A 19,304-nucleotide genomic window follows, 5' to 3' on the forward strand; every position below is an offset into this window, starting at 1 on the left:
CCTGAAAGATATGAGGTGATGGAACTGGTCAGGAAAGGACGTAGCTTCCCGGCGCATCGCCGAGCACGGGCCGCTTGCCGTCTTCCGGCTTGCGCGCCTTTACCTTTTCAGCGTTCTGGCTTTTGATCCAGTTCTGCCAGTGCACCCACCATGAGCCCTTGTGGGCGGTGGCGGCGGCCTGCCATGCATCAAAGTCTCCAGCCGGTGACGATCCCGTCCAATATTGGTATTTTTCAAGCTGCGGCGGATTGACGACGCCGGCTATGTGGCCGGAAGCGCCAAGCACGAATTCCACCGGCCCGCCGAACAGCGCAGCACCCGTAAAAACCGATTTCGCCGGCGCGATATGGTCGTCGCGGGTGGCGAGATCATAGACGGGTATCTTGATATCGCCGAGATTGATACGCTTGCCGGCAACACGCATCAGCCCGCGGGCAAGATTGTTCTCGAGGTAACAATTGCGCAGATAGAAGGAATGGCTGGCGGCCGTTACCCGGGTCGAATCGGAATTCCAGTAGAGCAGATCGAAGGGCAGGGGCTCGGTGCCGCGCAGGTAATTATCGACCATATAGGGCCAGATGAGATCGGAAGCGCGCAGCATGTTGAAGACGGTGGCCATGATCGAGCCATCGAGATAACCGACCGCCTGCATGTGCCTGTCGAGCGCGGCAAGCTGGCCCTCATCGATGAAGACCTTGAGATCGCCGGCATGGATGAAATCTGTCTGGGCGGCCAGCAGCGTGGCGCTGCGGATACGCTCATCGCCCTGCTGCGCATGCAATGCCAGCGCCGAGGATAAAAGCGTGCCGCCGACGCAATAACCGATGGCGTTGATTTCCTTCTCACCGGTCCGTTCCTCGATGGTGTCGAGGGCGAAATTGATACCTTCGCAGATGTAGTCGTCCCAGCCCTTGTCGGCGAGGCTGGCATCCGGGTTGATCCAGGAGACCATGAAGACGCTGTGACCCTGCTCCAGGCACCAGCCGACGAAGGATTTTTGCGGATTAAGATCGAGAATGTAGAACTTGTTGATCCATGGCGGCACGATCAGCAGCGGCCGTTTGAAGGCCTTTTGCGTTGTCGGCGCATAATGGATGATTTCGCACAGCGGACTTTTCGCCACCACCTTGCCTGAGGTCACCGCGATATTTTGGCCGATGACGAATTTGCTGTAATCCGTCTGGCGCAGTTTCAGGTGGCCATTGCCGGCCGCGACATCTTCCGCCAGCTGCGCCATGCCCTTGACGAGATTGGCGCCGCTGGAAGCCACCGTCTCGCGAAAGACCTGCGGATTGGTGAAGACGAAATTGGCGGGTGAAAGCGCCTCCGTCACCTGCCGCATGTAAAACAGCGCCTTGGTGCGGGTATGTTCGTCCAGCCCTTCGGCTTCGGTCACCATCCGGTCGGCGAAGCCCACGGTGGTCTGGTAGGCTTTCAGGAGAAAATCAAAAAACGGATTGGCCTGCCAGTCGGCATCGGCAAAACGCCGGTTGCGGCGTTCCGCAGAGCTGGTCTCAGTGGGTTTTTCCGAGGCCGAATCGGCATCGCCGGAAAATTGCGCCACCGATTTTGCCCAGAGGTCGTAATAGCTGGAGAGAAGGTGGGTCTGTGCTTCCAGTGAACGCTTCGGTTCGGCCATCCAATATTCCGCGACATCGGACAGCGTCTTGACGAGGTCGGTCATCGGATCGGCGCTGTTTTCGGGGATTTCACCGCGTTCGCGCGGCGCCAGCCATTCGGAGGCGGCCTTGCCGAGATTTTCAAGCGCGCGGGCAATGTTGACCGCGAAGGCTTCAGGGTCGCGGATCAGGTAGGCTTCGGCGGATCCGGCGTCGAAACCGGGCGTTTTGCCGCCCTTTTTCTTCTGCCCGCCGTCAACACCCGCCATGCGCTGTCCTCCGCCAAATTTGTGTTTGCACATTCTGCATGAAAACGAATACAAGTTCCACCAGCAAGGGGAGGCCGCAAAGGGCCGAACCGCAGTCGAATTCGATATCGGCAGATATCCTTTACAGGCGGAACATGACGATGGGCAAGCACATGGGCACATGGGGAACATATGCGGAAAATACTGCGAGAATCGCCGTGCTTTCCCTGTCCGGCGTCCTGGTTGTTACCGGGCTTGCCGCCTGCAAGGCTCCCGAACCAATCGTGGCACCTGCCCATATGCGCCGCCCGACGGCCGAAATCGTCGGTCCGCGCCCCGTCAGCGACAATGCGGTGAGCCAGAAGCGCGACACCGGCACCTATCCGACCTTCTCGGCACCCATGACAGCGGCCGGCACCCAGATGGGCGACGATGAGGCCTCCACCATGGAATCCAGCCTGTCGCGCCTTGGCGCGGCACGCCGCAACGGCCAGATTTCGGAAGCCGAATACAAGCGCCGGGTCGCCGAACTGCGGGCGCTTGGCGAAAACCAGAAGCCGGTTGCGACGCCTGCTGCTTCGCAGTGAGATCATACCGCGCGTTATGCGTGATATAATGCTTGAGATGGAGCGAGCGCATGCCGCTGGTTTCTTCTCCCCGCCGGGGAGAAGTCCGCGGCAGCGGGATGAGGGGGCAAGCTCTCCGCATATCGCTAGCGTTTCCCCCTCATCCGGCCCTTCGGGCCACCTTCTCCCCGGCGGGGAGAAGAAACAAGTGGCGACGCCGGGTTTTCCGACAGTGGCATTTGCGGGCTGAGCGTCAGGCCGTCGCGGCATCATAACCCCTTCTTTACCCTGCCTTTGAACCATCCGCTTACCGAAGATTTTAAGCGGATGGATGCGGTTTGGCGCTTATGATGCAGCCATAACAAACAGGCTGCTGAAACAGCGGCATACAGGGTGAATCATCATGAAATGCATCGCCGCTTTGCTGGTTCTTGCCGGGTTTGCGCTCGCCCCCGCTCAGGCGCGGGCGCCGCACATCAATATTGGAGCACCCGCGCTTCAGGGTCGATGAAAATTGCGGATGCCGGTCAGTCGTTGCCGGCAGCTTCGTTCAAGACGTCGAGATCGGGCACCGTGATATGGCGGTTGTTCTCGATGCGGATAATGCCTTCCTTGCGCAGCTTGGTCATTTGCCGGCTCACCGTTTCGATGGTGAGGCCGAGAAAATCGGCGATGTCGGCGCGTGAGAGCGGCAGGTCGAAGGCGGATTTGTCGTCGTTTTCCGGGTCGATATGGGTGGCGATCATATAAAGGAAGCTGGCAACCTTCTCCTGCGCCGATTTACGGCCAAGCGTCAGCATCCAGTCGCGCGCCTCATCCAGTTCCTTCAGGGACTGGTTATGCAGCTTGCGCTCCATATCAGGGACTTCCGAGACCATGCGATCGACGATACGGCGCGGGAAAAGGCAGATTTCGACATCCGTTGCCGCTTCCGCCGTCATCTTGCTTTCCGCCATGAATGGGCGGCCGAGAAAATCCGGTGCGAATTGCAGGCCGACGATCTGCTGGCGGCCATCCGACATCATTTTCGAAAGCTTCACCACGCCGTTGAGGATGTTGCCATAGGAGGTGACAAGTTCCCCCTGGCCGAGCAGCTCATTGCCGGCCTCCAGCTTTTTACGGCTGGAATAACGGTTGAGATCGCAGAGCTGCTGTGGCGTCAGCGTGCTGCAAAGACCGCCGTGACGCGCCTCGCAGGAGCGACAGACAACGGGCTCTTCCGAATTGTGGATGGTCTTCTGCAGCGTGTCCATAAGCCTTTTCCAATGCTGGCTTTTTCGGGACGATTGCGACCTTGGGTATCAAATCCGGTCTCTTTAAAGGCTTGCGCCGCGTAGCCGTCGTCCCCGCGTCTACTTTAGGAAGAACTTATGGCGCAATTTGATTGAAGTCAAAGTTGCAAACTGTCGCAGCCGCTACTGAAAGGGAGGAAATCGACATTTTCTTGATAAAAGGCAAAACCGGTGATGAATACCGAACTTCTTCGCAAATATTCTGGCGCCGTACCCCGTTACACGAGCTATCCGACCGCGCCGCATTTCCACGAGAGAATCGATAATGCGACCTATCGGCAATGGCTGGGCCAGCTCAACCACAGGAACCGGATATCGCTTTACCTGCACATTCCCTATTGTGACCGGTTGTGCTGGTTCTGTGCCTGTCACACCAAGCACACGCTGAAATACGAGCCGATTGCCGTTTATCTGGAAGCACTTAAGCAGGAGATCGAAGCGGTCGGCGCACTCGTTTCCCCTGATGCGGTGGTGAGTGCCGTGCATTTCGGCGGTGGTTCTCCCACCATGCTGAAACCGGAGGATATGGTCAGTTTGATGGACTGTCTGAGGCGTCATTTCACCTTCGGGCTTGCGCCGGAAATCAGCGTGGAAATGGACCCCAACGATCTGGATGACAGCCGTTACGACGCCCTTGCCGCCGTCGGCATGTCGCGGGCAAGCCTTGGCGTGCAGGACTTCGATGACAAAGTGCAAAAAACCATCAACCGCATCCAGTCTTTCGAACAGACGAAGTCGGTTGTGGATGCGGTGCGGGCGAGGGGCGTTCACTCGGTCAATTGCGACATTCTCTACGGCCTGCCGTTCCAGACCTGCGAGACGCTGAAGAAGACGGTGGATCAGATCGTCTCGCTTGATCCGGACCGGGTGGCGCTTTTCGGTTATGCCCATGTTCCGTGGATGAAAAAACACCAGTCGCTGATCCCCGAACATGCGCTTCCGGATATTGCCGAGCGGTATCGTCAGATGACGATGGCGGGGGAGATGCTGCAAAAGGCCGGTTACAAAGCGATCGGCATCGATCATTTCGCCAAGCCGGCCGATAGCTTATGCCAGGCGGCCGAAGCGGGTGCGCTGCGGCGGAATTTCCAGGGCTATACCACCGATACGGCCGATGCGCTGATCGGCCTTGGCGCTTCTTCCATCGGCAGGCTGCCGCAGGGTTATGTGCAGAACATGGTGGCGACCGGAGAATATCAGCGGATGACGGGCGAGGGCGGCCTTGCCGTCGTCAAGGGAATAGAACTGTCGGAAGAGGACCATCTGCGCTCACATGTCATCGAGCGGCTGATGTGCGATTTCGCGCTCGATTTTTCGGATCTCGACCGGCGCTTCGGCAAGGCCAGCCATTCCGTGCGGACGCAGGCACAGCATTTTGCCGCCGGCAACAGCGATGGCGTGGTGCGCATGGATGCCGATATTTTTGCGCTCACGGAGCTCGGAAGGCCGTTCGTGCGTAATATCGCGGCAATCTTCGACACTTATCTCGGCAATGGACGCGGCCGCCATTCGGTTGCTGTTTAGGCAACAGTTTTGGGGCAAATTTCAAAGTTACGTCACGAAACCATTGGCTTTTTTGTGCGACTTGCCTATGTGGTGCGTCAGACAGGATAATTCATACGAACGACAATAAGGATTATGGGCGTGACAGCTACATTCGACAAGGTTGCCGACATCATCGCCGAAACCAGCGAAATCGACCGCGAAACCATTACGCCGGAAAGCCACACGATCGACGATCTGGGCATCGACAGCCTCGACTTTCTGGATATCGTTTTCGCCATCGACAAGGAATTCGGCATCAAGATTCCGCTCGAGCAGTGGACGCAGGAAGTCAACGAAGGCAAGGTTTCCACCGAAGAATACTTCGTGCTGAAGAACCTCTGCGCCAAGATCGACGAACTGCGCGCAGCCAAGGGCTGAGATGATGATGCCCGCTTCAGGCGGGCATTTCTCTTTCTGGACCCGGCCTTTCATTGGGCGGGTCGCAACCGACCACAGACGGGCCGGACGGATGTTGCTTGAATATTTTCAGATGATCGACAAGGTCGAAGCCGTGGATATGGCGACGCGCACGTTGAAGGCGCAGTCCGTCGTTCCCGACAAGAGCCCGGTTTTCGAAGGCCACTTTCCCGGCATGCCGCTGGTTCCGGGTGTCCTCCTGATCGAGACCATGGCGCAGGCTTCAGGCATGCTGGTTCTGGCATTCAGCGATTTTGCCTCCATGCCGTTCCTGATGTCGGTCGATGGCGCCAAGATGCGCACCTTCGTTGAGCCGGGCGCGGTTCTCGACATCGAGGCCGTGCTGGAGCATGACGGTTCGGGCTTTGCGGTCACCAAGGCGAAGATTACCAGCGATGGCAAGAAGGTCTGCGATGCGCAGCTGAAACTGCGCACCATGCCGTTCAGTGAAATTCCGCTCGGTCCCATCGTCAAGAAGCGGGCCGAAGAAGTCGGTCTGATGGCGGCCATTGCCGCGGATGCGCAAAAATAAGCGCTTCCGCCCGTTTCGAAAGAGGGCGTTTTTCCCGTCGGCCCGGTTTCGATGCATGAAAATCGTGGGCTGGCGATGGCCGAACGGGCCTTCACCATTGCCAATCCGCACCGCGCGCTTTATTCCGCAACGCATGAAGTGGTTGTTCGCAACCGCTGTTGGATAGCCGTGACCGTTTCGGCGGGGCCGGCTGCAAAGGATGACAGACGATGAAATCTGACAATGATGTGGTGATAACAGGGGTCGGCATCGTGACCTGTCACGGCGTCGGCAGCCAGGCGCATGTGGCGCTTCTTTCTGGAGCAGCCGCGCCGGCGACGATTGTCGAGACCGAAAAATTCAAACCCTATCCGGTCCATCCCATGCCTGAGATCGACTGGTCCGCGCAGATCGCCAAGCGCGGTGACCAACGCCAGATGGAAAACTGGCAGCGGCTCGGCGTGTTCGCCGCCGGCCTCGCGCTCGATGATGCCGGGCTGAAGGAAAATGCCGAGGCCTGTGCCACCATGGACATGATCGTGGCGGCCGGCGGCGGCGAGCGCGACATCAATGTCGATACGCTGATCGTCGATGAAGCGCTGAAGCGCAACGACCGCGAAGTGCTGCTCAATGAGAAGCTGACCACGGAGCTGCGCCCGACGCTGTTTCTCGCCCAGCTTTCCAATCTGATGGCCGGCAACATCTCCATCGTGCACAAGGTGACCGGTTCGTCCCGCACGTTCATGGGCGAGGAAGCGGCAGGTATCTCCGCCGTCGAAACCGCCTTTCACCGCATTCGTTCCGGCGAATCGAGCCATGCGCTGGTTGGCGGCGCCTTTTCGGCTGAACGTCCCGACATGATCCTGCTGTTCGAGGCGATCGGCGCGCATGCGCAGGGTGGCTGGCAGCCGTTGTGGTCGCGTGGCGACCAGGACGGCGGCGGCATGATTTCGGGTTCGCTCGGCGCGTTCCTGGTGCTGGAATCGCGCAAGCACGCCAGCGAGCGCGGCGCGCGCATCTATGCCCGCATCGACGCCATCGAGGGTGACCGTGGCAGCCGCGATGACGGCCGCATGGAAAAGCGCATGGAGCGGTTGCTTGCGCCTGCAAAGGACAGCGCTGCGACCGTCGTGTTTTCCGGCGCGAGCGGTTATGACGAGGTGACCCGGCGCGAGAAGGATATTCTCGAAAAGGCGCTGCCGAAGGCCGTCATTCGCGGTTTTGGCGGTATCACCGGCCACGGACTTGAAGCGCAGTTTCCGCTCGGACTGGCGCTGGCGGCGCTGACGCTTGAAAGCGGCGCGAAGGTTCCTGCCTTCGACGCGGCTGCGGAAAAGCAGATGGGCGAGGCGGCTAGTGAAGCCGTCGTCACCACTGTCGGCCATGTGCGCGGCGAGGGTGTCGCCGTTCTGTCGCGCGACGTTTGAGGAGAATAGACCATGACTTCCAATTTCAAGGATCATCTCGGTCGTCCGATCGTCGCCGTGACCGGCATGGGCATCATCACCTCGCTGGGACAGGGCCTTGCCGACAACTGGGCGGCGCTGACATCTGGCAAGTCGGGCATCCACAAGATCACCCGTTTCCCGACTGAGGGGCTTTCCACCCGCATCAGCGGCACGGTGGATTTCATCGATATCCCGGTTCCGAACTCCGTTGAGCGTTCCTATGCCTTCGCCCGCGAAACCACCATCGAGGCTCTGGCGCAGGCCGGTATATCCGGTGATTTCGATGGGCCGCTGTTTCTCGCAGCACCGCCGATCGAGCCGGAATGGAGCGCCCGTTTCGAGCTTGCCGACCGTTCGCCGCCAGCCGCACAGCCGGGCGACGCCTATGAGCGGTTCATGACGGCGTTGCGCCAGCGTCCCGATCCGGCGTTCCAGGAAGCGGCGCTTTTCGGTGCGATTTCCGAGCGTCTTTCCGACCGCTTTGGCACACGCGGCCTGCCGGTCACGCTGTCGACGGCCTGTGCATCTGGTGCGACTGCGATCCAGCTCGGCGTTGAGGCTATCCGCCAGGGCCGCACCGAGCGGGCACTGACGGTTGCGACCGACGGTTCGGTCAGCGCCGAGGCACTGATCCGCTTCTCGCTTCTCTCCGCGCTTTCGACCCAGAATGATCCGCCGGAAAAGGCCTCCAAGCCGTTCAGCAAGGATCGCGACGGTTTCGTGATCGCTGAAGGTGCCGCAACGCTGGTGCTGGAATCGCTCGAAGCCGCGGTTGCACGTGGCGCGAAGGTGCTCGGCATCATCAAGGGTGCCGGTGAAAAGGCCGACAGCTTCCACCGCACGCGGTCTTCGCCCGATGGTGGCCCGGCGATTGCGACGATCCGTGCGGCACTGGCCGATGCGGGTGTGGCCGAAAGCGATATCGGCTATATCAACGCTCACGGCACCTCGACGCCTGAGAACGACAAGATGGAATATGGCTCGATGCTCGCCGTCTTCGGCGAAGGCCTGAAGAATATTCCGCTGTCTTCCAACAAGTCGATGATCGGCCATACGCTGACGGCGGCAGGTGCCGTGGAAGCCGTGTTCTCGCTGCAGACGATGCTGACCGGCACGCTGCCGCCGACGATCAACTACAACAATCCCGATCCGACCATTTCGCTCGACGTGGTGCCGAATGTGAAGCGGGATGCCGAGGTGAGTGCGGTTCTGTCCAACTCCTTCGGATTTGGCGGACAGAATGCAAGCCTTGTCATGACGCGGGAACCGGCTTAACCGGTTCCGCCACAAACAGAAGCGTTTCCGGACCTGAACAGAACTCTGGAAACGCTCTCGCTTCTTTGATTACGCATTCCGGCCGCAAAACCGTTACAGAGGTTTGCTGGAATAGCCCTTTAGATAAACGCCCTCGGGCGAAGGACTGAAATATGCGCGCTCTTCAACTCGTGGACGACCGGAAGCTCGAAAAAGTGGACCTGCCTGAACCGGATGCACCGGGCCCGGGCGAGGTGACGCTGCGCGTCAAGGCCGTGGCGCTCAACCACATCGACGTGTGGGGCTGGCGCGGCATGGCTTTCGCCAAGCGCAAGATGCCGCTCACCATTGGTGCCGAGGCTTCGGGTGTGGTGGAAGCCATCGGCCCGGGCGTTTCGAACGTGCTGCCGGGCCAACTCGTCGCGGTTTATGGCGCGCGCACCTGCGGACTGTGCAAGCCCTGCCGCGAAGGCCGTGACAATCTGTGCGAACACGTTCAGGGCGTACACGGTTTCCATCTCGACGGTTTTGCGCAGGAAAAGATCAATATTCCCGCCCGCCAGCTCGTGCCGGCACCGCATGGCATTGACGCCGTCGCTGCAGCACTTGCGCCGGTGACCTTCGGCACGGTCGAGCACATGCTGTTCGACAATGCCAAGCTTGAGCCGGGCGAAACGATCCTTGTGCATGCCGGCGGTTCCGGCATCGGCACGGCGGCGATCCAGCTTGCCAAGAAGATGGGCTGCACCGTCATCACGACAGTCGGCTCCGATGACAAGATCGAGCGGGCAAAGGCGCTCGGCGCCGATCACGTCATCAACTACCGCACCGACCGTTTCGAAGGCGTCGTGCGCAAGCTGACGAAAAAGAAGGGTGTCGACGTGGTGTTCGAACATGTCGGTAAGGACACGTTCGTGGCCTCGATGTTCTCGCTGAAACGCGGCGGCCGCCTCGTCACCTGCGGCTCCACCTCTGGCGTATCCACTGACATCAACCTGATGATGCTGTTCCAGCAGCAGCTGAAGCTGCTCGGCTCCTTCGGCTGCCGCATGGAAAACATGGCCAATGCCATGCAGAAGATGGCGCGCGGCATCGTTCATCCCGTCATCGACACCGAAGTGACCTTCGATGATATCGACCGGGCACTGGAGCGCATGGAAACGCGCCAGGTGTTCGGCAAGATCGTTCTGCGGATGGACTGACCAACGTGAAGCTGTTCCTGACGCGGATCGTCCTTAAACTGGACCACTTCCGGCAGTGGCTGATTGCGACATTCGCCTTCGGCCTTCTCAACCTGCTGAAGCTTTTCCCTGCCGATGCGGGCATTCGCGCCGCCGACCGGCTGGCGCGCTTCGTGGGGCCGAAAACCGGCCGCCACAAGCTGATGCTCTACAATCTGGCCCGTGCCTTTCCGGAAAAATCCGAGGAAGAGCGGCTGGCGATCGCCATGGACAGCTGGGCCAATATGGGCCGGCTTGCGGCGGAGTATGTGTTTCTCGACCGGCTGTTTGATTTCGATCCGGAGAAGAACGAGCCCGGCCGCATTCAGGTCGAAGGCATTCCGACATTCCTTGAGTTGCGCGACAATCCGCGACCCTTCATCGTCTTTACCGCCCATAGCGGTAACTTCGAGCTGCTGCCGGTGGCGAGTTCTGCCTTCGGTCTTGATGTCACGGTGCTGTTCCGTCCGCCCAACAATCCGTATGTCGCCGACAAGGTGTTCAATTTCCGCAAGGAGCGCATGGGCAATCTCGTGCCGTCGCATGCCGGCTCGTCCTTTGCGCTGGCGCGGCAGCTGGAAAGGGGCGGCGGTGTCGGCGTTCTGGTTGACCAGAAGTTCAGCAAGGGGCTGACGACCAGGTTCTTCGGTCTTGAGGTTCGCACCAATCCGCTGCTGGCCAAACTTGTGCGGCAGTTCAACTGCGATGTTTATCCCGCCCGCTGCGTGCGTCTGCCGGATAATCGTTACCGGCTGGAGATCGAACCGAAGGTCGAGATTCCACGCGATGAAAAAGGCAATGTCGACATTCAGGCGACGGCGCAGCTTTTGAACGACAAGGTGGAAAGCTGGGTGCGCGAATATCCCGGACAATGGTTGTGGTATCACGACCGCTGGGACGTAAAGCACCAGATCTGAGGTATTTGCCGCCGGGTTCGATTGCGCCTGATTTTTATAAAATCAGGCTGCGAATTTGTGCGTTTTGATATTTTTTCATATTAGTGGAACCTCATTTCTCGTTCATGGATTATCGAAATTGAAAAAATAGCGGCGGCTGTGATATTTTGAACAATAATCCCTGCGGCGTTTCTGTGTTTCGTTACGTCATTTTTAAGCGCGCAGACGTTATGATTGAGGGATATAGGGTCTATCCTTTTGGATTGGGAGCGGGGTGTTTGCCCGTTCAGGGAGAGTTGGGTTGAAAGATTTGATTGAGCTGTTCTGGCTGCGTTACACGGAACTGCAATCTGCCGTTGGTAAGAACGAGACCGACAAGATTGCGGTGCTGGAGCGTGAACTGGAGCAGCTGCTCGACCGGGTCATCGGGCGTCAGACCGGCAGTTCCGAGGACATTCGCGAGCAGTTCCGTTTCGCCATCGATCTCCTCAACCATGAGGCGGAAGACCTTGGTTGCGTGCAGCGCAATTCCGAGCTTTTGCGAACGCTTGTCGATCGTTATGTCGGCATGCCGCTCAAGGCGAAAGTCATCGGCGACGAGGACCAGGACAGTTTAGAGTGGCATCACCGCCATCTGATCCTCGATGAGGATATGCTGAACGACCTCGACGAACCCGTGATGGTGGTTTCGCCCGGCTACCGCGTGTCCTTCGCGAACGGGCTGGATGCGTTTCCGCACAACAGGCCGGACGGGCTTATGGGATGCCATATCGCCGAGCTTGTCGGGGTGCACCGTTTCCAGAACGACCTGCGGGAACGGCTCGACAATTGTTTCAAGGGCGGTACCTCGAAATATACCTATGCCGAAGATCACGACGGACAGACAATCGTGAAGTCGCTTGAAATGTCACCCTGCTACTCCTCCAGCTACAAGCTTGTCGGTGCCATGGTGGTCATCAGGGAAATCGCCGATCGCAGGCGCGGTCGCGCCACCGGGTGAACCAGCGGATAATTTTATCCGCGTTTCCGTTTTCAACGGAGCGTTTCACCTGAGGCTTACGTCGGAAAAATGGTTTCCCAGATCGTGGCGATGGACCAGGCGGATGACGCATCGACAAGAAGCTTCGTCGCCATTGCCAGACACGAAAGCACCAGAAGCGGGCGGATGATCTTCGCGCCGTTTTTCATCGCGAAACGTGAGCCGATCTGCGCGCCGACGAATTGGCCGAGACCCATGGCGAGGCCGAGTTTCCACAGAACCGCGCCGCCAATGGCGAAGACGATGAAACCGCCGAAATTCGAGCCAAGGTTCAGAAGTTTGGTATGGGCGGTTGCCTTCAACATGCCGAAGCCGGCAAGCGCCACGAAGGCCAGCATGTAAAACGAACCCGCGCCGGGACCGAAAACCCCGTCATAAAAGCCCACCAGCGGCGCGACCGTAAGGCCGAAGACGAAGGGGGTGATGCGACGATGGCTGTCGATATCGCTGAGCTGCGGTTTAAAGGCGAAATAAAGCGCGATGGCGATCAGCAGGAACGGCATGATGGTGCGCAGCAGATCTGCCGGCACGAACGCGGCGGTAACGGCCCCCAGCATTCCGCCGGCCATGGCCATCAACCCCATCGGTAATTGCTCTTTCAGATTGACGTGGCCGCGTCTGGCGTAAGCAAGGGTGGCGGAGGCCGAACCGAACTGCGCCTGCAGCTTGTTGGTGCCAAGCGTGTCGAGCGGCGCAATACCCATGATCAGCATGGCCGGAATGGTGATGAGCCCACCGCCACCGGCAATGGAATCGATAAATCCGGCAAAGATGGCGACGCAGAAAAGAACGACGAAAACGTTGAGAGCGATGTCTTGCACTTGGGATGTCCGGGCAGGCGGAAGGGAGAGAGCCCCTTCTTTCACCGAAAACAACGCCGCGCAATATTTTTCTCTCCGATCTGCGACGGGCAGGGGGATTGCGGTGTTGCCGCTTATGGGTATGTTTCCGTGGCGCGTCGGCAATAGAGGCCGATGACGCTCAGGACATACGGATGAGGGCATTATGCATAAAGTGATTTTCGATACGGATCCCGGTGTAGATGACGCCATGGCGCTGCTGTTCCTGCATCGCCATCCCGATATCGATCTGATCGGCGTCACCACGGTTTTCGGTAATGCCCCCATCGATATTACCACACGCAATGCGCTGTTCCTGAAGCGGGAATGGCAGATGACAGCGCCGGTTGCGAAAGGCGCCGGTGTAACGTTCGATCCCGCCCGCAAGGAAGGCCACTGGCCGACCTTCATCCACGGAGAAAACGGTCTCGGCGATATCGACATTCCAGAGACCATCGATCTGCCGCTCGATCCGCGTCCGGCGCATCGTTTCATCATCGAGACCGTGAAGGCCAATCCGGGTGAGGTGACGCTGATTGCCGTCGGCCGCATGACCAATCTGGCGCTGGCGCTGCGCGAAGAGCCGGATTTTGCGGCACTGGTGAAGGAAGTCATCGTCATGGGCGGCGCCTTCGACATGAACGGCAATGTGTCGCCGGCGGCCGAGGCCAATATTCACGGTGACCCGGAGGCGGCCGATCTCGTCTTCACGGCACCCTGGCGCGTCGTCGTCGTTGGTCTCGATGTGACGACGAAAACGGTAATGACCAGCGCCTTCATGGCTGAGATGGCAAAGGCCGGCGGCAAGCCGGTGCAGCTCTTGTCCGACCTGTCGCAATTCTACATTGATTTCTACAAGACCCGCACCGGCGACGGCATGGTGGTGCATGACAGCTGCGCCTGCGTCTATCTCGTCGCGCCTGAGCTGTTCGAGAGCCGCAGCGGCCCCGTGCGCGTCGTCTGCGGCGGTCTTGCTGACGGCCAGACCATTCAGAAGCCGGACGGACGTGCCTTCCCGCCGGGTGACTGGGACGGGCATCCAAGCCAGCTTGTGTGCACGGATATCAAGCCGGAGCGCGTGCTTTCGGTCATCCGTGCTGCAATTGTGACGGGTGAGCGCGGCTGAACGACAGGAATGGCCGTTCTTGAGCATGGCTTGCCTTGCATTTTCCAAGAATCTGGCGTTATGCAAGTTCCTTGATCCTATTGCGCGATCCGCCTTGCCAAAGGGGCCGAAAAGGCTGTGCCGAAGCACAGGCGGATGACCGCGGTGGCGTGTGGGCCGAGAAAAGCCTTGTAGGTTTTCCCGTGCTTTGCGCTACAATGAATAACGCCTGCCGGATCGGTTCGTGTCGGCGGCGTTTAAAAACAAAAAACGAACCTTCGTTATGGGCCGGCAGAACCGGTCCATTCCCATGAGGAAAGTGATGGAAGAGTTTCACAAGGTCCGGCGTCTGCCGCAATACGTCTTCGAACAGGTCAACCGTTTGAAAGCGAGCGCGCGAGCGGCCGGGGCCGATATCATCGATCTCGGCATGGGCAACCCCGACCTTCCGACCCCCAAGGCGATCGTCGACAAGCTTTGCGAAGTCGTTCAGGACCCGCGCACCCATCGTTATTCCTCGTCCAAGGGCATTCCCGGCCTTCGCCGCGCGCAGGCCGCCTATTATGCCCGCCGTTTCGGCGTGAAGCTGAACCCCGATACCCAGGTTGTCGCCACGCTCGGCTCCAAGGAAGGCTTCGCCAATATGGCGCAGGCCATCACCGCACCGGGTGACGTGATCCTGTGTCCGAACCCTACCTATCCGATCCATGCCTTCGGCTTCCTGATGGCGGGCGGCGTTATCCGCTCGATGAATGTCGAGCCGGATGAGAGCTTCTTCGGGCCACTGGAGCGCGCGGTGCGCCACTCCATTCCCAAACCGCTGGCGCTGATCATCAACTACCCGTCGAACCCGACTGCTCATGTGGCTTCGCTGGATTTCTACAAGGACGTCATCGCCTTTGCGAAGAAACACGAGATCATCGTGCTCTCCGACCTTGCCTATTCGGAAATCTATTTCGACGACAACAATCCGCCGCCTTCGGTTCTGGAAGTTCCCGGCGCAATCGACGTTGCGGTGGAATTCACTTCCATGTCGAAGACCTTCTCCATGCCCGGCTGGCGCATGGGCTTTGCCGTTGGCAACGAGCGGCTGATCGCGGCCCTGACCCGCGTGAAGTCCTATCTCGATTACGGCGCCTTCACGCCGATCCAGGTTGCGGCCACCCATGCCCTCAACGGCGACGGTTCCGACATCGCCGAAGTGCGCAGCGTTTATCGCCGCCGCCGTGATGTCATGGTCGACACCTTCGGCAAGGCCGGTTTCGAGGTTCCGCCGCCGGCGGCGACGATGTTCGCCTGGGCTAAAATCCCGGAAAAATTCCGCCATCTCGGCAGCCTGGAATTCTCCAAGCTTCTGGTCGAGAAGGCTGATATTGCCGTTGCTCCCGGCATCGGCTTTGGCGAGATGGGCGATGATTACGTCCGCCTTGCGCTCGTGGAAAACGAGCATCGAATTCGTCAGGCAGCGCGCAATCTGAAGCGTTTCCTGTCGAGCGCAGACGAAACGATGCACAATGTCGTTTCGCTTAACGCCCACAGATAAGGGCAACCGAAGGCGGCCGGGCCTCGGCCGCCACCATCATCAGCAAATCAGGAACATACCCATGGCAGATTCATTGAGAATCGGCATAGCGGGGCTCGGCACTGTCGGCGCTTCGCTCGTGCGCATCCTCCAGCAGAGAAGCAACGAACTTGCGATTACCTGCGGACGCGCGATTGAGATTATTGCGGTGAGCGCGCGCGACCGTTCGCGCGACCGCGGCATCGATCTCAAGGGTATTACCTGGTTCGACACGCCGGAGCAGCTGGCGAGCGAAGCCGATATCGACGTGTTCGTCGAACTGGTCGGTGGCGCTTCCGGCCAGGCTGAAAATGCTGTGCGAGCCGCACTAGCACGTGGTCTCCACGTGGTGACAGCCAACAAGGCACTGCTGGCCAAGCATGGCGTGGAACTGGCGACTATCGCCGAAGACAAGGGCGCGCTTCTCAACTTCGAAGCGGCGGTGGCCGGCGGTATTCCCGTCATCAAGGCGCTGCGTGAGTCTCTTACCGGCAACCATGTGTCGCGCATCTACGGCATCATGAACGGCACCTGCAACTACATCCTCACCAAGATGGAGAAGGAAGGGCTGTCCTTCGAGGCCTGTCTGAAGGAAGCACAGCGGCTCGGTTATGCCGAAGCCGATCCGGCTTTCGATATCGAGGGCAACGACACCGCTCACAAGCTCGCCATTCTGACGACGCTTGCCTTCGGCAACAAGATTTCGGCCGATGACATCTATCTCGAAGGCATCACCAATATTTCGAGCGAGGATATTCAGGCGGCCGCCGAACTCGGTTATCGCATCAAGCTTCTCGGCGTGGCGCAGGTGACCGAATCCGGTATCGAACAGCGGGTGCATCCAACCATGGTGCCGCTCGATTCCGTCATCGCACAGGTCGATGGCGTCACCAATGCGGTGGCGATCGAATCCGATATTCTCGGTGAGTTGCTGATGGTCGGTCCGGGTGCCGGCGGCAACGCCACGGCGTCGGCCGTGCTGGGTGACATCGCCGATATTGCCAAGAGCCGCCCCGGCGCCCAGCAGGTGCCGGTTCTCGGCCGTCCGGCAAAATCGCTGGCCGATTATCGCCGCGCCAAGATGAAGAGCCATGAGGGCGGTTATTTCATCCGTCTGACGGTGAAGGACCAGGCCGGTGTCTTCGCCTCCATCGCCGGCCGTATGGCCGACAATAACATCTCGCTGGAATCCATCGTGCAGCGCCAGCGCGTGCATGTGGAAGGCGCGCCGCAGACAATCATCCTCGTGACCCATGCGACGATGGAAGATGCGATCCGCAAGGCCGTGAAGGCGATCAAGAACGAGAAATATCTGGTCAGCGAACCGCAGGTCATCCGCATCGAGCGGACCTGAGATAGTCCACGATTTTTCTGAAATTGACGACCGCGCCTCCACATGGAAGCGCGGTCTTTTTTGTCATGGGGAGACCTTGGTGAGGGTGTAAAAAACGCCCCCGAAACACCGGCTTTCAGCCGTCATAAAATTTTAGAAAACGGCTGCTGAACCGCTGGAATGCGACACGATTCGGCCCTATGGTTAATCCTGTTCACCAAGCGAGGGAGGCGTGGCCGTGACATCGATCATCCTGTTCAAGGACAATAAGCGCGCAGACGTTCCGGTTGCCCATCATCGGGCACGGCCTCACACTGCCAACGACAATATTCGCAGCATGGAATTCGATATAGCCGAACACGAGCGCAACTGGTGTTCGCTTGCCGTGTTCTCGCTGCTGCTGCTGGTCGGTGCGGTATCGATCGTCAGCCCGTTTTTCTCGATATTTGCAGTGTGAAAGCCGGAACAAGCGTTTTTGCTTGAAAAACGCGCCATCGCCATTTAGCCCGTTCTAAGCATTAAAGCGCCGATATACGCGCATGACAGGACGAATGGACAGGATGGCAATGATGGAGCCGGCCGACGCCGTGGCCCGCGCATTTTTGAGCGTGGAGCGGTCGGCGACAGAGCAGCGCTGGGTATCACGGCTGGATCAGGCCGGACAGAACCGCGCGCTGGCCATGTCCCAGATCCATGCCATTCCCGAGCTGATTGCCCGCGTGCTGGCCGGACGCGGAGTAGGCGTGGATGACGCGCTGGCTTTTCTCGATCCGACCATCCGTTCGCTGATGCCCGATCCGCATATGTTGACCGATTGCGAGAAGGCGGCCGAGCGGCTGGTGCGCGCCATCGAGACCGGCGAGAAGGTGGCGATCTTCGGCGACTATGATGTCGATGGGGCTGCCTCTTCCGCCTTGATGTACCGGTTTTTCGCGCATTTCGGGCTGACGCCGGAGATCTATATTCCTGACCGTATTTTCGAAGGCTACGGGCCGAACCCGGCGGCGATGCAGCAGCTTGCCGCCAATGGTGCGACCCTGATCGTGACGGTCGATTGCGGTTCCACCAGCCATGAATCGCTGCAGGCGGCCAGGGATGCGGGAACCGATGTGGTCGTCATCGATCACCACCAGGTGGGTTCGGAACTGCCGCCGGCTGTCGCACTGGTCAATCCCAACCGGGAAGACGATCTGTCAGGGCAGGGGCATCTGTGTGCCGCCGGCGTGGTGTTTCTCGTGCTGGTCGCCACGCTGCGGCTGCTGAAGGACCGACGCAACCGGCAGGCCTTCACGCTCGATCTGCTGTCGCTGCTCGATATCGTCGCCCTTGCAACGGTATGCGATGTGGTACCGCTGAAGGGGCTTAACCGCGCCTATGTGGTGAAGGGGCTGATCGCCGCGCGCCATATGAACAATGCTGGCCTCACCGCCCTGTTCAAGAAGGCTGGATTGGGCGGACCTGTCACGCCCTATCATTTCGGTTTCCTGATCGGGCCGCGCATCAATGCCGGCGGCCGCATCGGCGATGCCGCTCTCGGCAGTCGTCTGCTGACCATAGAGGATCCTTCGCAGGCAGAAGTGATCGCGGAACGGCTGGATGAGCTGAATCGTGAGCGGCAGGCGATGGAAGCGGTGATGCTGGCGGAAGCCGAGGCGGAGGCGTTGTTTGAATATGGTGATGGGTCTGGCGCCGGTGTCATCGTTACCGCCCGGGAAAACTGGCATCCGGGTATTGTCGGCCTGCTTGCATCGCGGCTGAAGGATCGCTTCCGTCGTCCGGCCTTTGCCATCGCTTTCGATCCCTCCGGCAAGGGCACCGGTTCTGGCCGTTCGATCAATGGTTTCGATATGGGCCGCATGGTGCGCGCCGCCGTGGATGCGGGTTTGCTGGTCAAGGGTGGCGGTCACGCCATGGCTGCCGGGCTGACGGTGGAGCGTGCCAATCTCGGCAAGCTCAGGACGTTCTTTGAAGAAGCAGCCGTCAAGACGGTGAGCGAACTGGTGGAAAGCAGCGTGCTGAAGATCGACGGCGCCATCGGCGCGTCGGGCGCGACATTGCAGCTTGTCGACCAGCTGGAGCAGGCCGGTCCTTATGGATCAGGCCACTCACAGCCGATCTTTGCCGTCCCGGCCCATCGCCTGCGCGATGTGCGCCTCGTCGGCACCGCCCATGTGAAGATCACGCTCGAGGCCATGGACGGCTCTCGGCTGGAGGGCATCGCATTCCGGGCCGCAGAGGCGCCTCTGGGGCAGATGCTGCTGAATGCGCGCGGCAGGTCCATCCATGTTGCAGGCACCGTGGGTGCCGATCTCTGGCAGGGCCAGAGGCGTGTGCAGCTGCGCGTTCTGGATGCGGCTTTCGCGCCCTGACGGGGTTGCCAATCTGTCTGAATTTTCGGGGAACAGCTGGTG

18 protein-coding genes are annotated in these 19,304 nt (G+C 59.6%); 15 read left to right on the plus strand and 3 right to left on the minus strand.

Annotated features, from left to right (window positions below):
- Positions 1–28 precede the first annotated feature (28 nt).
- On the minus strand, positions 29–1,888 hold the full coding sequence (locus tag M0412_RS04900) for an alpha/beta hydrolase (protein ID WP_269699638.1): 1,860 nt from the start codon (positions 1,886–1,888) through the stop codon (positions 29–31).
- Positions 1,889–1,926: 38 nt separating this feature from the next.
- Between M0412_RS04900 and M0412_RS04905 the strand changes: the two genes are divergently transcribed.
- Positions 1,927–2,454: a hypothetical protein gene (locus tag M0412_RS04905; RefSeq protein ID WP_269699637.1), complete on the plus strand. Its 528-nt coding sequence runs from the start codon at positions 1,927–1,929 to the stop codon at positions 2,452–2,454.
- Between the two features lie 506 nt (positions 2,455–2,960).
- Here M0412_RS04905 and fnrN read toward each other — a convergent pair.
- Positions 2,961–3,686, minus strand: a complete 726-nt coding sequence (fnrN, locus tag M0412_RS04910; RefSeq protein WP_269699636.1) for a transcriptional regulator FnrN — start codon at positions 3,684–3,686, stop codon at positions 2,961–2,963.
- Positions 3,687–3,899: 213 nt separating this feature from the next.
- On the opposite strand from fnrN, the gene hemN reads away from it, so the two are divergent.
- From hemN to M0412_RS04955, 9 genes are all read left to right on the plus strand, one after another.
- Positions 3,900–5,249: an oxygen-independent coproporphyrinogen III oxidase gene (gene hemN, locus M0412_RS04915; protein ID WP_269699635.1), complete on the plus strand. Its 1,350-nt coding sequence runs from the start codon at positions 3,900–3,902 to the stop codon at positions 5,247–5,249.
- Positions 5,250–5,363: 114 nt separating this feature from the next.
- Positions 5,364–5,648, plus strand: coding sequence for an acyl carrier protein (locus tag M0412_RS04920; protein WP_003495848.1), 285 nt, complete (start codon positions 5,364–5,366; stop codon positions 5,646–5,648).
- A gap of 91 nt (positions 5,649–5,739) precedes the next feature.
- On the plus strand, positions 5,740–6,219 hold the full coding sequence (locus tag M0412_RS04925) for a 3-hydroxyacyl-ACP dehydratase FabZ family protein (RefSeq protein WP_080816951.1): 480 nt from the start codon (positions 5,740–5,742) through the stop codon (positions 6,217–6,219).
- Positions 6,220–6,270: 51 nt separating this feature from the next.
- Positions 6,271–6,432, plus strand: a complete 162-nt coding sequence (locus M0412_RS04930) for a hypothetical protein (protein ID WP_193559497.1) — start codon at positions 6,271–6,273, stop codon at positions 6,430–6,432.
- On the plus strand, positions 6,429–7,625 hold the full coding sequence (locus M0412_RS04935; protein WP_269699632.1) for a beta-ketoacyl-ACP synthase: 1,197 nt from the start codon (positions 6,429–6,431) through the stop codon (positions 7,623–7,625). Before M0412_RS04930 ends, M0412_RS04935 begins: the two co-directional genes overlap by 4 nt.
- A gap of 12 nt (positions 7,626–7,637) precedes the next feature.
- Complete coding sequence (locus M0412_RS04940; protein WP_142839823.1) at positions 7,638–8,921, plus strand: beta-ketoacyl-ACP synthase; 1,284 nt, start codon at positions 7,638–7,640, stop codon at positions 8,919–8,921.
- A gap of 152 nt (positions 8,922–9,073) precedes the next feature.
- Complete coding sequence (locus M0412_RS04945) at positions 9,074–10,102, plus strand: zinc-binding dehydrogenase (RefSeq protein WP_035242478.1); 1,029 nt, start codon at positions 9,074–9,076, stop codon at positions 10,100–10,102.
- A gap of 5 nt (positions 10,103–10,107) precedes the next feature.
- Positions 10,108–11,037 carry a lipid A biosynthesis lauroyl acyltransferase gene (locus M0412_RS04950; protein ID WP_161991194.1) on the plus strand — a complete coding sequence of 310 codons (930 nt, stop codon included), beginning with the start codon at positions 10,108–10,110 and terminating at the stop codon, positions 11,035–11,037.
- A gap of 280 nt (positions 11,038–11,317) precedes the next feature.
- A complete protein-coding gene (locus M0412_RS04955) occupies positions 11,318–12,016 on the plus strand; it encodes a hypothetical protein (protein WP_142839821.1) in 699 nt (232 codons plus the stop codon).
- 56 nt (positions 12,017–12,072) lie between these two features.
- Here the strand turns inward: M0412_RS04955 and M0412_RS04960 are convergent, their stop codons facing one another.
- Positions 12,073–12,876, minus strand: a complete 804-nt coding sequence (locus M0412_RS04960; RefSeq protein WP_142839820.1) for a TSUP family transporter — start codon at positions 12,874–12,876, stop codon at positions 12,073–12,075.
- A 184-nt stretch (positions 12,877–13,060) separates the two neighbouring features.
- On the opposite strand from M0412_RS04960, the gene M0412_RS04965 reads away from it, so the two are divergent.
- The 5 genes from M0412_RS04965 (at position 13,061) to recJ (ending at position 19,262) form a co-directional block, all read left to right on the plus strand.
- Positions 13,061–14,020, plus strand: a complete 960-nt coding sequence (locus tag M0412_RS04965) for a nucleoside hydrolase (RefSeq protein ID WP_269699631.1) — start codon at positions 13,061–13,063, stop codon at positions 14,018–14,020.
- 301 nt (positions 14,021–14,321) lie between these two features.
- Entirely contained in the window at positions 14,322–15,542 is a 1,221-nt protein-coding gene (locus M0412_RS04970) for an LL-diaminopimelate aminotransferase (RefSeq protein WP_046800081.1), read from the plus strand.
- A gap of 61 nt (positions 15,543–15,603) precedes the next feature.
- Entirely contained in the window at positions 15,604–16,914 is a 1,311-nt protein-coding gene (locus M0412_RS04975; protein WP_269699630.1) for a homoserine dehydrogenase, read from the plus strand.
- 211 nt (positions 16,915–17,125) lie between these two features.
- Positions 17,126–17,350 (plus strand): hypothetical protein, encoded by a 225-nt coding sequence (locus M0412_RS04980; protein WP_309568465.1) that lies wholly within the window; start codon positions 17,126–17,128, stop codon positions 17,348–17,350.
- 103 nt (positions 17,351–17,453) lie between these two features.
- On the plus strand, positions 17,454–19,262 hold the full coding sequence (recJ, locus tag M0412_RS04985) for a single-stranded-DNA-specific exonuclease RecJ (RefSeq protein WP_269699833.1): 1,809 nt from the start codon (positions 17,454–17,456) through the stop codon (positions 19,260–19,262).
- Positions 19,263–19,304 lie beyond the last annotated feature (42 nt).

The sequence above is a fragment of the Agrobacterium sp. O3.4 genome, assembly GCF_041414895.1.
In the GTDB taxonomy this organism is placed as follows: Bacteria; Pseudomonadota; Alphaproteobacteria; order Rhizobiales; family Rhizobiaceae; genus Agrobacterium; species Agrobacterium cucumeris.